This window comes from Parasphingopyxis lamellibrachiae (assembly GCF_003385775.1).
GTDB lineage: Bacteria > Pseudomonadota > Alphaproteobacteria > Sphingomonadales > Sphingomonadaceae > Parasphingopyxis > Parasphingopyxis lamellibrachiae.
In genome coordinates this window covers 1,272,856-1,285,705 of record NZ_QRDP01000004.1, presented here as the reverse complement: position 1 = coordinate 1,285,705, position 12,850 = coordinate 1,272,856, and the positions used below count along the sequence as shown (strand labels likewise).

11 protein-coding genes are annotated in these 12,850 nt (G+C 61.3%); 6 read left to right on the top strand and 5 right to left on the bottom strand.

From position 1 onward, the window contains the following. Window positions 1-2: 2 nt before the first annotated feature. The 3 genes from DFR46_RS06390 to DFR46_RS06380 all read right to left on the bottom strand — a co-directional run bounded on the left by DFR46_RS06390 (window position 3) and on the right by DFR46_RS06380 (window position 4,347). A complete protein-coding gene (locus DFR46_RS06390) occupies window positions 3-1,376 on the bottom strand; it encodes a glutamate--cysteine ligase (protein ID WP_116235684.1) in 1,374 nt (457 codons plus the stop codon). Between the two features lie 108 nt (window positions 1,377-1,484). Next, on the bottom strand, window positions 1,485-3,413 hold the full coding sequence (locus DFR46_RS06385) for a proprotein convertase P-domain-containing protein (protein WP_245953717.1): 1,929 nt from the start codon (window positions 3,411-3,413) through the stop codon (window positions 1,485-1,487). Between the two features lie 187 nt (window positions 3,414-3,600). Continuing rightward, on the bottom strand, window positions 3,601-4,347 hold the full coding sequence (locus DFR46_RS06380) for a 16S rRNA (uracil(1498)-N(3))-methyltransferase (RefSeq protein ID WP_116235682.1): 747 nt from the start codon (window positions 4,345-4,347) through the stop codon (window positions 3,601-3,603). Window positions 4,348-4,454: 107 nt separating this feature from the next. Here DFR46_RS06380 and ubiA point away from each other — a divergent pair, with 107 nt between their 5' ends. Genes ubiA through DFR46_RS06365 form a run of 3 tightly spaced genes read left to right on the top strand, consistent with a single transcriptional unit; the run spans window position 4,455 to window position 7,534 of the window. Beyond that, window positions 4,455-5,372 carry a 4-hydroxybenzoate octaprenyltransferase gene (gene ubiA / locus DFR46_RS06375; RefSeq protein WP_116237195.1) on the top strand — a complete coding sequence of 306 codons (918 nt, stop codon included), beginning with the start codon at window positions 4,455-4,457 and terminating at the stop codon, window positions 5,370-5,372. 46 nt (window positions 5,373-5,418) lie between these two features. After that, window positions 5,419-6,765, top strand: coding sequence for a TldD/PmbA family protein (locus DFR46_RS06370; protein ID WP_116235681.1), 1,347 nt, complete (start codon window positions 5,419-5,421; stop codon window positions 6,763-6,765). Further along, window positions 6,758-7,534, top strand: coding sequence for a 3'(2'),5'-bisphosphate nucleotidase CysQ (locus DFR46_RS06365; protein WP_116237194.1), 777 nt, complete (start codon window positions 6,758-6,760; stop codon window positions 7,532-7,534). Before DFR46_RS06370 ends, DFR46_RS06365 begins: the two co-directional genes overlap by 8 nt. Before the next feature lie 6 nt (window positions 7,535-7,540). Here the strand turns inward: DFR46_RS06365 and DFR46_RS06360 are convergent, their stop codons facing one another. Then, a complete protein-coding gene (locus DFR46_RS06360) occupies window positions 7,541-7,957 on the bottom strand; it encodes a CoA-binding protein (RefSeq protein ID WP_116235680.1) in 417 nt (138 codons plus the stop codon). 52 nt (window positions 7,958-8,009) lie between these two features. After that, entirely contained in the window at window positions 8,010-8,774 is a 765-nt protein-coding gene (locus DFR46_RS06355) for an Mrp/NBP35 family ATP-binding protein (protein ID WP_245953890.1), read from the bottom strand. 301 nt (window positions 8,775-9,075) lie between these two features. Between DFR46_RS06355 and hflK the strand changes: the two genes are divergently transcribed. The 3 genes from hflK (at window position 9,076) to DFR46_RS06340 (ending at window position 12,758) form a co-directional block, all read left to right on the top strand. After that, window positions 9,076-10,212, top strand: a complete 1,137-nt coding sequence (gene hflK, locus DFR46_RS06350) for a protease modulator HflK (RefSeq protein WP_116235679.1) — start codon at window positions 9,076-9,078, stop codon at window positions 10,210-10,212. Beyond that, window positions 10,209-11,078 (top strand): protease modulator HflC, encoded by an 870-nt coding sequence (hflC, locus tag DFR46_RS06345; protein ID WP_116235678.1) that lies wholly within the window; start codon window positions 10,209-10,211, stop codon window positions 11,076-11,078. The genes hflK and hflC overlap by 4 nt, the downstream gene beginning before the upstream one ends. A 117-nt stretch (window positions 11,079-11,195) precedes the next feature. Further along, the gene (locus DFR46_RS06340; RefSeq protein ID WP_116237192.1) at window positions 11,196-12,758 is read left to right on the top strand and encodes a Do family serine endopeptidase; all 1,563 of its coding nucleotides are present in this window, start codon (window positions 11,196-11,198) and stop codon (window positions 12,756-12,758) included. Window positions 12,759-12,850 lie beyond the last annotated feature (92 nt).

The window sequence follows — 12,850 nt, the reverse complement described above, 5'->3', positions numbered from 1 at the left end:
GCTTAAAAACTCTCTTCCTCATACACTTTGGTCACGTCGCCGCCCCAGGCGCCGTGATAGCGCTCCAGCAGGCGTTCAGCGGGGGTCTTGCCGCTGGCGACGATCTCGCGCAGCGGATCGAGAAAGCCGCTTTCATTGTCGCCGCTGCCGTTGAGGCGGCCACGCGCGCTGAGCCCGGCGGTGGCGATGTCGAGGATTCCGGGGGCGATATCGCCCAGGGAGCGGCCGCCCGGCACCGGCGCTTTCAGACCGAGTTTAGGGACGCTATCGCGCAGCGCCTCACGCTCTTCCAGCGTCCAGCCCTTCACCATGTCCCAGGCCGCATCGAGCGCGCCCTGATCGTAGAGCAGGCCGACCCAGAGCGCGGGCAGGGCGCAAATCCGGTTCCACGGGCCGCCGTCCGATCCACGCATTTCGAGGAAGCTTTTGAGGCGGACCTCGGGGAAGATCGTCGAGAGATGATCGTTCCAGTCCTCCAGCGTCGGCTTCTCGCCGGGCAGGATCGGTAGTTCGCCGTTCAGAAAATCGCGGAAATCGAGGCCCGAGGCGTCGAGATATTTCCCGTCGCGATAGACGAAATACATCGGCACATCGAGCGCGTAATCGGCATAGCGCTCATAACCGAAACCGTCCTCGAAAACGAAGGGCAGCATGCCGGTGCGGTCCGGGTCGGTGTCGGACCAGATATGGCTGCGATAGGAGAGGTATCCGTTGGGCTTGCCCTCGGTGAAGGGCGAGTTGGCGAACAGCGCGGTGCCGAGCGGCTGGAGGGCCAGCGCGACGCGGAATTTCTGCGCCATGTCCGCCTCGCTCGCATAGTCGAGATTGGTCTGGATGGTGCAGGTGCGCAGCATCATGTCGAGCCCGAGATTGCCCTTTTTCGGCATGTAATCGAGCATGATGCCGTAACGCCCCTTGGGCATGATGGGCAGTTCGGCGCGGGTCTTGTCCGGCCACATGCCCAGACCGAGAAAGCCCTTGCCGGTCTTTGCGCCGATGGCTTTGACCTGTTCGAGATGGCGGCCGGTTTCGGCGCAGGTCTCGTGCAGATTGTCGAGCGCCGCACCGGACAGTTCAAGCTGGCCGGCCGGTTCCAGGCTCACCGTGCCGTCGGCGCCGCGCATCGCGATGACCTTGCCATTTTCCTCGATCGGCTCCCAGCCGAACTCGGTCAGCGCGAGGAGCAGGTCCCGGATGCCACCGGGTTCGTCGTAAGAGGGGGCGTGGTAATCGCCGCGGCAATAGACGAACTTCTCATGCTCGGTGCCGATCAGCCATTCATCGACTGGCTTTTCGCCGCCGGCAAACACGCTCAGCAGCTCTTCGCGGTTTTCGATGGGTGGTGCGTCGCTTTTTGAAACTGTTTTCGTGCTCATGGATCGCCTTTAGCCATGTTGGATGCTGCGCACCAGTATAGGAAGGCTTGGCGGGGTCCAAGAAAAGGCGTCGATACTGGTTGGCGGGACGCCTCAGCTTCGTCAGGCCTAGTCGACGGTCGCCCGGAATTTGAGGGCAAAAGCCGCGCTGGGTCCGAGGGAGGCGGCGGTGGCGGTGATCGTCGTGCCGCTGATCGATGCGCCGAAGGGATCGCTTTCGTCAGCTCCCGTCGCGTTGTCGTCCTCGGCGGTGGATGCAGCTGCGCAGTTCGGGCCGCTGTTCAACGATCCGGCGGTATAGGTGATATCGGCGGGCAGCGCGTCGGTCGCCGTCACCGATGTCGCCGTTGCCGAACCCGGGTTCGATATCAGGATGCAATATTCGATCACAGCGCCAGGAATGGCATAGGGATCGGTTGTGGCATTGACTGGATCGCTGATGAGGGAGCTGATTTTGGTGACGCTGAGTGTCGTTTCGGGATTGCAGAAATTGAAGTCGTAGATCGACGCCGCCTGGCCGTCGGGATCCGCAGGCGCGGTTGTGTGGTTGCCATAGACTATCGTCACCGTGTCGACCGGCGAGAGGAAGGTGACGACGACATTGCCATCGGCGGAGCTCCCGCCGGACCCGGCATCGCCGATTGCGACATTGCCGATCACATAGTTGGCAATGCCGTTGGTCAGGACGGGTGTCACCGGCGAGCCGTTGAATGTGCCCGTCACCGTCAGCTTGTCTGCGAAATCATTGGCGGCAAAGTCGATGTCGAACACCGTGAACTGCAGGCCGGGCACTGCCGTCGGCAGGGTGAGGACTGTGGTCGCGACCTGGTCGCGGTTCGAATATTCCAGATACTGGTACAGGGCCTGCTGTGTCCCGCCGAACCCGCCTGTATTGCTGCTCGTGTCATCCGGCGTGGAGTTTACGAAGGTGCCATTCGTCGAGATATCGAAAATGATCGTGCCGATATTGGCGACGTTATAGCTCGCATTGAGCGCGCCGGCCGTCCAGCTGCGGGTGTTCCAGTCGAACAGGGTCCGGTTGATCGGCAGGCAGACGGCGGAGAGGCTTGGCGGCGTGCCGGCTGTGCGTGTGCCCGAAACCGTGAAGGTCGCCGTGTCATAATCGTCTTCGCTCGAAACGCCGTTGCCGGGCGTTGAATCACTGTCGGCAACCGATGATGCCGAGACTTCGGCAGTGTTGGTGACGGTGGCACCCGAGGTCGCCGTGACGGTAGCCGTGATGGTCAGCGTTCGCGTTTGCCCGGGGGCGATAGACGGCACGGTCCAGGTCCCGCTGCCGCTGTTATAGGTGCCATAGCCCGAATGGCTGGAATAGCTGACACCAAGCGGCAGGCTGTCGGCAACCGATACCGCTGTCGCGGTCTGGGGCGAACCGCCCGAATTGGTGAGCGAGAGCGTGTAGGTGATGCTTGTCCCGTTCGCCGGGCTGCTGTTGCTGACCGATTTCGAAAGTGTGAGATCGGCATAATTGGTCGGGGTCTGTGTAAGAAACAGGTCCGCCTGGTAGAAATTTCCCGAATCCTGATTGTAGCGATCACAGATTTCCAGTTGCCAGGTGCCCAGCGAATTCTGCCCGTTGAACGCGGACAGCGCGTTGGCCGGTGCAAAACTGCGCTGATAGGGTGGAACGGTGGTTCCAGCAGTCGCAGTGTCGTCGGCTGTATGGGTTGTGACGGAGGTTCCTGCCGAACCATCCATCCGCACGTTGAAATTGTTCGCGCCGTCTCCGGTGCCGGTGAAAATCTGCACCCGGGTACCGGATGGGGAGCTGAGATACATGAGCAAGTCGCCCCGGTATGTGTGGGCGAGCAGAACGCCGATATCGACATCGGAAACGATATAGCTGGTGCCAACCGAGAAATTCCGCACCAGATAGCCCGAAGCGCTGCAGGGCGTTGCGGTTTCGTTGACCGCGCCGTCTATTGAGTTGGTGTAGACTGTCGTTTGCGCATGGGCGGCGACGGCGAAAAAGCTCCCGATGAACGCCGCGCACAGATATAGCCACGACTTCAGCACGACAAAGCTGAAATCGAAACTTCGAATTTGTGCAATGATCCCCCGACTATGCATGGGGCCGGAATAGCGAAAGCCCGCTAATTTTTGGTAAATATTGTGCTAAATCTTACAAGCGGGATCATGCCGTCTCTGGGGACCGATATCCGCTCCAAGCACCTACGATCTTTAGATAAATATTGTGAACCAGCTAATTCCAGTCACCCCGGCCAGCCATCCAGAGGCTGATTGCGGCCGCCGCAGCGGTATCTGCGCGAAGAATCCGTGGGCCAAGAGAGACGGGTGCCGTCTGGGGCAGGGCGCGGATTGCCCGGTCTTCGTCATCCGTGAAACCGCCTTCCGGCCCGATCAGGATGGCCGCTGGTCCGTCATGGGCAACCAGCGCGGCGCGAAACGAATCTCCGCCCCGCTCCGCCGCATAGAATAGCGTCCGATCCTCCGGCCAGTCGCTCAGCAGCGCGGCAAGGGGCGTCAATTCCGACAATTCGGGAAGAGCTGTTCGCTCGCATTGTTCGGCGGCCTCGATCAGATGGGCTTTCAGCCGCTCCTGTTTGAGCTTGTCGACAATCGTCCGCTGCGTGCGGACCGGGACCATGCGGGCCACGCCCAGCTCGCAGGCCTTTTCCACCAGCCAGTCGATCCGGCCTTTCTTGATTGGCGCGAAGCATAGCCAGAGATCGGGAACATCATCCCGCTCGCGCAATTTGCCCTCGACCCGCAATATCGCATCGCGTTTGCCGATATGGGCGATCTCGGCGAGCCATTCTCCGGTCCGGTTGTCGAACAGTTTGACTTGCGCGCCTGCCTTCAGCCGCAGCACGCGGACCAGATAACTGGCTTGGGCCGCGTCGATGACGATCTCTTCATCGATGGCCAGGGCCGTATCGATGAAAAGCCGTGGCAGGCTGCCGGGAGGCCAGGCGGGCGTTGCGGGCATAATTGTCTCAAAACTCCGTTTGGGCCAAGCCTGTCCAAGCCCTGTTCTTTCTTCAAGGAAAATCGGCTCTTCGACAAGATCGGGGCAATCGGTTTATGAGGCGCCTGATGACCCAAGCTTCCGACTCCGCGCTCCCAGATACCGAGCGACACTGGTTGATCGCCGCCTTGCCTGCCGCGGCGCGCCCCTTTGGCTTGTTGGCCCGTTTCGACCGGCCCATCGGGTGGTGGCTGCTCTTCTGGCCATGTGCCTGGAGCGTGGCGCTGGCTGGCGGCGCGCAGGAGCGCTGGGATCTGTTGCTGTGGTTCCTGCTCGGCGCGATCGCGATGCGCAGTGCCGGCTGTGTCTACAACGATATCGTCGACCGCGATCTCGATCGTAAGGTGGAACGGACGCGCTCGCGGCCGCTGGCCAGTGACAGGGTGTCGGCGCGGGCGGCATGGATCTGGCTGCTGTTGCTGTGCCTGATCGGCCTGGTGGTCCTGCTGCAATTGCGGTGGGAGGCGCAGCTTGTGGCGCTGGGCAGCCTAGCCCTTGTCGCCGCCTATCCTTTTATGAAGCGGATCACCTGGTGGCCCCAGGCCTGGCTCGGCTTGGTTTTCAGCTGGGGCGCCTTGGTCGGCTGGACCGCAATCACGGGCGACTATGCGCCGGCCATGATCTGGCTCTATGCCGGTTCCGTGTTCTGGGTCATCGGGTATGACACCATCTATGCCCTGCAGGACATAGAGGACGATGCACTGGCCGGAGTGAAAAGTACGGCGCGAAGATTTGGCAAGAATGCTCGTGCCGGAATTGCGTTTTTCTACATAGCCGCGTTGATATGCTGGTGCCTCGCGTTCTGGCAGATTCGGCCGCAATTGTTGGGGTTGGCGGCATTGCTGCCGGCGGCGCTGCATCTAGGCTGGCAGATAATCACGCTGCACCGGCAAAATGGCAAGGATGCACTCGCCAAGTTCCGGTCGAACCGCGAAGTGGGCCTACTTGTCGCACTGGCCTGTTTTGTCTTGGGGGCGACCGCCTGACCCTATTCGGGGTGACAAGCCCTTACCGCCTCCCTAAATCGCCCCCATGCTTACCGTCACCGAAGCGCAGGCGCGCGTCTCCGATCTTGTCACTTCCGCGAAAAATGCCGGAGCCGATGCAGCCGATGTGCTGTATTCTGGCGGGGTGTCCACCGAAGTTCAGGTGCGTCTGGGCGAGCTGGAGGATGTGCAACGTTCGGAAGGGGAAGAAATCGGGCTGCGTTTCTTTGTCGGCCAGCGATCGGCCAGTGTATCGTCTTCGGACCTGTCGGCGGATGCGCTAGCAACCCTTGTTGAGCGTGCGGCGGCGATGGCACGCGAAGCACCCGAGGATGCCTATGCCGGGCTTGCACCGGCGGACAGGCTTTTTCATAATGCCCTACCGGATCTCGATATCGACGATGGCTGTGATGCCGAACCCGAAGCTCTGCGCGCGAGCGCGCTGGAGGCTGAAGATGCGGCACGCGCGGTAGACGGTGTAACGAACAGCGAAGGCGGAGGAGCGTCAGCCAGCCGGTCGATCATGGCTCTGGCGACCAGCCACGGCTTTTGTGGCGGGTACCAGGCGTCGAACTATGGGTGTTCGGCGAGTGTTATTGCCGGCGAGGGTAGCGATATGCAGCGCGATTATGCCTATCGCACAGCGCGCCATCTTGCCGATCTCGATAGTGCGGCCAGCATCGGCCGGCGGGCCGCCGAAAGGACTGTCGCGCGCCTCAATCCGGCGAAACTTCCAAGCGGGGCCATGCCAGTCGTGTTCGATCCGCGCGTTTCAGGTGGGCTGCTCGGCCATTTGATCGGTGCAATCACAGGCTCCGCTATCACCCGGGGCACGAGCTTCCTGCGCGATTGCCTTGGCGAACAGGTTTTTCAGACCGGCGTTTCGGTGCTCGACAATCCCCTGCGCAAGCGCGGGTTGCGCTCGCGACCCTTTGATGGCGAGGGGTTGCCAGTAGCCGAAAGCGCGATCATCGACGATGGCGTACTGACCAGCTGGCTGCTCGACAGCGCATCGGCCCGCCAGCTCGGCCTGGAACCGACCGGTCATGCCAAGCGGGGGATTGGTGGCCCTCCAGGTGCGGGAACGAGTAATCTGCATATGAAAGCCGGCGCCGTATCGCGAGACGATCTTATCGCTGACATCGCCCAGGGCGTTCTGGTGACGGAACTGATCGGTATGGGCGTGAACCCAGTCACCGGTGACTATAGCCGCGGGGCATCGGGCTTCCTGATCGAAAACGGCGAAATCGGCGCACCGGTTGCCGAAATCACGATCGCGGGCAATCTGAAGGATATGTTCCGCGAACTGACGCCAGCCGATGATCTGGAGATTATTCGCGGTGTCGATGCGCCGACCCTCCGGATTGACGGCATGATGGTTGCCGGTGCCTGAAGTCACGCTCGCCCGGATAGCCGAAATCGCTGCCGAGGCGGCGGAGAAGGCGGTTGAACGCTGGCAAGGCGAATTGGAAATCTGGGAAAAATCGCCGGACCATCCGGTTTCCGACGTCGATCTGCTTGTCGACGATTTCCTGCGGGAAAGACTGGCCGCGCTGGATCCAGAAGCCGGTTATTTATCCGAGGAAACGGTCGATACTGCCGCGCGGCTCGGGAAATCGCGAGTATGGGTTGTCGATCCGATAGACGGCACGCGTGACTTTATCCGCGAGCGGACGGGTTGGTGCGTCTCGGTCGCGTTGATCGAAGACGGCCAGCCGATCTTCGGCGTACTCGAAGCTCCGGCGCGCGGCGAACGCTGGATGGCCAGCGCGGGCGGGGGCGCGACGCGCAATGGTTTGCCGATCGGCGTGAGCAATCGCACGGCCCTTCCGGGCGCGCGTATCCCCTACGCCAATCTGGAGAAGGGCTCCGACCTGGTCGCCGTCGAGCAGCCCAATTCCATTGCCTTGAGGATCGCCATGGTGGCGGCGGGCGAGGCCGATCTCGTGGCGACTCTGCGCTGGGGCCATGAATGGGATGTCGGCGCGGCAGCCCTGATTGCAAGCGAGGCTGGGGCAACGGTTACCGATGCGCTGGGCGCGCCGCTGATATTCAACACCCATGCGGCGGAAGCCTTTGGCGTGCTGATCACCGCGCCGGGCATTCATGCGGCGGCGGTTGAGCGGCTGCGCGAGGAAGCCGAGCGGCTGTCGGTTCGATAGGCCGGACTAAAGGCCCAGCCTCGGTATTTCCTGTGCCGGACATTTGTTCATCACAACTTTAAGCCCTGCCGCTTCGGCACGCGCGGCTGCCGCTTCGTTGATCACGCCAAGCTGCATCCAGACCGCCTTGGCGCCGACGGCTATTGCCTGGTCAACCGCTTCTCCGGCGGCTTCGCTGTTGCGGAAGATATCGACCATGTCGACCGGTCCTTCGATATCCGAAAGAGCGCCGACGACAGGCGTACCGTGGATTCGCTGGCCTACGCTTTCCGGATTGACCGGAATCACTTTAAAGTCCTTGTGGAGCAGGAATTCGAGCACATGATTGCTCGCGCGTTCAGGATTGGACGATGCGCCGACCATCGCGATAGTCCTGGTTTCGGTAAGCAGGGTCTTGAGCTCTTCGTCGTTCGTCAACGGCATCGAAATTTCCTCGGTTTTGGAATGGCTCGGGCTTCGAAATGATCGGTGGGTGTTACCCATCCATCCAGTCGGTCAGTTTTCCAGCTATCGTGTTGAAGGCGTCCGCACTTCTGCCATTGCTTGCGGCGGGCGGAACGCCATTATCCGAAGCCAGTCGGATGTCGATATCGAGCGGGATCCGGCCGAGAAAATCATAGCCAAGTTCTTTGGAGGCCGCTTCTGCGCCGCCGGTTCCGAACGGATCGGAGATTGCGCCGCATTCCGGGCACTCATAACCGGCCATATTCTCCACAAGCCCGATAATCGGCACGTCGGCTTCGGTGAACAGGTGGATCGCCCGCCTCGCATCGATGAGCGCCAGATCCTGCGGCGTCGACACGATGAGCGCGCCGGCCGGTTTGTATTTCTGTACCATCGTCAACTGCACATCGCCGGTGCCGGGGGGAAGATCGATGATCAGCGTTTCGGTGTCGCCCCAGTCGGCATCGATCAGCTGGCCCAGCGCATTGCCGGCCATCGGACCGCGCCAGGCAATGGCCTGCCCGGGTTTGACGAGCTGTCCCATGCTGAGCATCGAGATCCCGAATTCGGTTTTTACCGGGACGAGTTTTTTATATTCATTTGCAGTCGGCTTGCGATCCTCGGCGCCCAGCAGCCGCGGTTGCGACGGCCCGTATATGTCGGCGTCGATCAGGCCGACGCGAAGGCCGCGGCGGGCGAGTGCGATGGCCAGATTGGCCGAGAGTGTCGATTTGCCGACCCCGCCTTTGCCCGAGCCTATGGCAATGATCCGCCGGGTCGTGCGCTTGCTTGTCATGGCGACCCGGACGGTTTTGACGCCGTCGATTGCCTCGAGCGCCCGGTTGATATCGGCTTCGATCAGCGCACGTTTGTCTTCATTGATATCGGTTACGTCTAGGATAACGCTGGCAATGCCATCTGCAAAACGCGGGGCGGGAGCGCGTTCGGAATCGATCAGTCCTTTACCGGAAACTGGATCGACAATGCCATTGAGGGCGGCGGTGAGTTGGTCGTTTATTTCGGTCATCTCGGTCAAATAGGGAGCCGTCGGGCAAATGACACTGTTTTTCCCTGCAAGGCTTCCTATAAAGAGAGCTATGAGCGTTTTAACCGGTTTAGGTGCCAGACTTGGCACATTCTTGAATAGCGAGGGCCGCGGCCCTTGGGGTGGCCGCGGCAGCGGTGGACCGGGCGGCAATGGCTCGGGCGGTGGCGGAGGCGATGATGGCCCCAAAAACCCCTGGTCGCAGCCGCCGCGCAAAAGGCCTACGGGTAGCCAGGGCGGCCCGACAGCGCTAGACGATTTGCTGAAGCGCGGCCGCAGCCAATGGGGCGGCAGCGGCGGGCGCGGCCCCAACCTGCCGACCTTCGGCGGCCGACCGATTTGGTTCTGGGCGATCATCGTTCTCGTACTGCTATGGCTCTTTTTCACGTCTTTCCATCTGGTGGGCCCGCAGGAGCGCGGCGTGCTGACACGGTTTGGAAACTATCAGGGAACGTTCGAGCCGGGCGTGAGCCTTTCCTGGCCCGCGCCAATTGACCGTGTGCAGATTATCGATGTCGACAATATCCGGACGATCGACATTGGCGGCGGCGGAGAGAATGCCGAAAACCGCGTGCTGACCGGTGATCAGAACATTGTCGATCTCGCCTATCAGATTCGCTGGAACATCAAGGAACCGCAAAATTACCTGTTCCAGATCGCGGATCCCGACACGACCATCCGGGAAGTGGCCGAAAGCGCCATGCGCGCCGTCATGGCGCGGATCACGCTCGACGAGGCCATCGGATCGGGCCGTGCCGAAGCCGAGCAGCGGGTTCAGGTGCTGATGCAGGAACTGCTCGACGGCTATGGCGCTGGTGTGCTTATTCAGGGCGTCGCGATCGAAGAGGCCGATCCTCCAGCAGCGGTGGAAGAGGCATTCCGCGAAGTATCTGCTGCCCAGCAGACCGCCCAAACCTATCTCAACGACGCCCGCGCCTATGCGCAGCAGCTGACCGCACAGGCGCAAGGTGAGGCAGCCGCCTTTACGCGCGTCTATGAAGAATATCGGCTGGCGCCCGAAGTGACGCGTAGGCGCATGTATTATGAGACGATGGAACAGGTTCTGGGCCGCGTGAACATCACGATTGTCGAAAATGACGGAGTCACGACATATCTGCCTCTGTCCGAGGTGCAACGCCGGGCTCGCCAACAGGCAACGCCCGCGCCCCAGACAGGAGAAACTCCATGAGCGTCGTGAGCCGCGTAGCCCGCAACCCGATCGCTTATGGCATTCTTGCGGTTGTTGTCCTTGTCACCATTTTCAGCAGCTTCTCGATCGTCCCGGAGACCCGACAGGCGGTTATCGTCCGCTTCGGCCAGCCGGACCGGATCGTCAATCGCTATGAACCTGGGGTTGCCTTCGGTTCAGGCAGTGCCGGGCTGATGGCGCACATACCCTTTGCGGAACAGGTCGTGTGGATCGACCGCCGCATCCAGAATGTCGAGATGGAGCGCCAGCAGGTGCTGTCGACGGACCAGCTCCGGCTGCAGGTCGATGCATTTGCCCGCTATCGGATCGTCGATCCCCTGCAGATGTATATCTCTGCGCGGACCGAAGAACGTGTGAGCGAGGCTCTGCGCCCGATCCTCGCTTCGTCGCTGAGGAACGAACTTGGCCGCCGGCCATTCGCGGCGCTGTTGAGTCCCGAACGGGGCCAGGTGATGGATAATATCCAGGAGAGCCTGAACCTTGCCGCGCGCCAGTACGGCGCGGAGATTGTCGATGTGCGGATCAAGCGTGCCGACCTTCCGGAAGGACAGCCGCTGGAATCGGCCTATGTGCGGATGAGTTCCGCGCGCCGTCAGGAAGCGCTAACCATTCGCGCCCAGGGGGCCAAGCAGGCCCAGATTATCCGGGCCGAGGCCGATGCGGAAGCGGCGCGCACCTATGCGGAAGCATTCGGCGCCGATCCCAATTTCTACGATTTCTATCGGGCGATGATCTCCTACCGGTCGACTTTCGGAGTGACTGGCGGTGATTCCGATCAGGGCGAAGCAGCGATCGTGATGTCTCCCGACAACGAATATCTGCGCCAATTCCGTGGACAGCGCTAACTAATCGACCAACGGCATTGTGACCCTCTATGTTCAATATGTGTTAAGGCGCTATTGCGCAGATAACAGACAGGTGTCGTAACCGGATCAAGTGGAAGAGATTGGAGAATTATGGCCGTGCGTTACGCTTATGCGATCACAGGAATTCTACTGGCTGGAGGCACAGCGGCGACATTGGCGCTGCAGCAACCGGTTGGCGCGCAAGTTGCCCAAAATGCCCCCTCAGCCATGCCACGGGCTAGCGCCCCCGGCAGTTTTGCCGATCTGACGGAGCGGCTCGCGCCCTCGGTCGTAAATATTTCAACGACGCAGACGATCGAGGTGCAGGGACAAAGGCGCAATCCCTTTGCCGGCAGCCCCTTTGATGATTTTTTCCGGCAGTTCGGTCAGCAGCGGGGCAATGGCGCCCCGATAACCCGCGAAGCGACTTCGCTGGGTTCTGGCTTCATCATTTCGACAGACGGCTATGTGGTTACCAACAACCATGTGATTTCGTCCCGCGGCCGCAATGGCCAGCCGGGAAGCAACCCCGTGGACACGATCACGGTGACGCTGTCCGACCGTACCGAATATGAAGCGCGGATCGTGGGCAGAGACCCGGCATCTGACCTTGCCGTTCTGAAAATCGACGGGACGGATTTGCCGTTCGTCAATTTCGGGGATTCCGACGAATTGCGCGTGGGTGACTGGGTGCTTGCGATCGGCAATCCGTTCGGCCTTGGCGGCACGGTGACAGCCGGTATCGTTTCCGCTCTCCAGCGGACGATCGGGCAGGGCGGTGCCTATGACCGCTATATCCAGACAGACGCTTCGATCAACCAGGGTAATTCCGGTGGCCCGATGTTTGATCTTTCGGGCAATGTTGTCGGCATTAACAGCGCGATTTTCTCACCGACCGGCGGCAATGTCGGTATAGGTTTCGCGATCCCTGCATCCGAAGCATGGCCAATCGTGCAGACGCTGATGCGCGGTGAACGTGTTCAGCGCGGCTATCTTGGCGTTTCGATTCAGCCATTGGGCGACGATATCGCCGATTCCCTTGGTTTGCCGCATAATCGCGGCGAGATCGTTGCGCGCGTCGAGCCCGGCGAAGCGGCACAGCGCGCGGGCATTCGGCAGGGCGACGTGATTGTCAGCGTCAACGGTCGCGATGTGACGCCGGACGAGACCCTGTCGTATATCGTTGCCAATCTTCCGGTAGGCGAACGCGTGCCGATCACCCTGATCCGGGATGGCGAGCGCATCCGCGTTACTGCGACGATGGGCGAACGGCCGACGGACGAGGAACTGATCGCCCGCGCGCAGCAGAACCAGCAGGAAGATGAAGGCCTCCAGGAGCCGACCAAGGAAGACCCGGGAAGCGACGAATCCGAAGCCACGATGGAGGCCATCGGTATCGGCTTCCAGACGCTGACGCCGCAGATCGCCCGCCAGATCGGTATTCCCGGCGGCGTGCGAGGACTGGTAGTGAATCAGGTCGATCCTTCGAGCGATGCCGCTCAAAAGGGTATTCGTCGAGGGGATGTGGTTCTCTCGATCAATCGGACCGCAACGCTGCAACCCTCTGACGCTGTACGGGTAATTACCAGTGCGCAGCGGGCCGGACGCGGTTCGGTTCTCCTGCTGCGACAGCGCGGAAACTCCATTCCGCTCTATGTCGGCGTCGATATCATCGAATAGGCGTGAACCCCCGGCCGCGACCAAGCGGCGGGGGGCGCACATGAGTCTGAGGATTGGCGGTTTGCATCGCCAATCTGGCCGTCTATCGTTTC

What these genes read in the sequence shown, in the direction of transcription:
- DFR46_RS06390 (WP_116235684.1), bottom strand. Translation starts at nt 1,376, where the DNA reads ATGAGCACGAAAACAGTTTCAAAAAGCGACGCACCACCCATCGAAAAC.
- DFR46_RS06380 (WP_116235682.1), bottom strand. Translation starts at nt 4,347, where the DNA reads ATGCCCGCAACGCCCGCCTGGCCTCCCGGCAGCCTGCCACGGCTTTTC.
- ubiA (WP_116237195.1), top strand. Translation starts at nt 4,455, where the DNA reads ATGACCCAAGCTTCCGACTCCGCGCTCCCAGATACCGAGCGACACTGG.
- DFR46_RS06370 (WP_116235681.1), top strand. Translation starts at nt 5,419, where the DNA reads ATGCTTACCGTCACCGAAGCGCAGGCGCGCGTCTCCGATCTTGTCACT.
- DFR46_RS06360 (WP_116235680.1), bottom strand. Translation starts at nt 7,957, where the DNA reads ATGCCGTTGACGAACGACGAAGAGCTCAAGACCCTGCTTACCGAAACC.
- DFR46_RS06355 (WP_245953890.1), bottom strand. Translation starts at nt 8,774, where the DNA reads ATGACAAGCAAGCGCACGACCCGGCGGATCATTGCCATAGGCTCGGGC.
- hflK (WP_116235679.1), top strand. Translation starts at nt 9,076, where the DNA reads ATGAGCGTTTTAACCGGTTTAGGTGCCAGACTTGGCACATTCTTGAAT.
- hflC (WP_116235678.1), top strand. Translation starts at nt 10,209, where the DNA reads ATGAGCGTCGTGAGCCGCGTAGCCCGCAACCCGATCGCTTATGGCATT.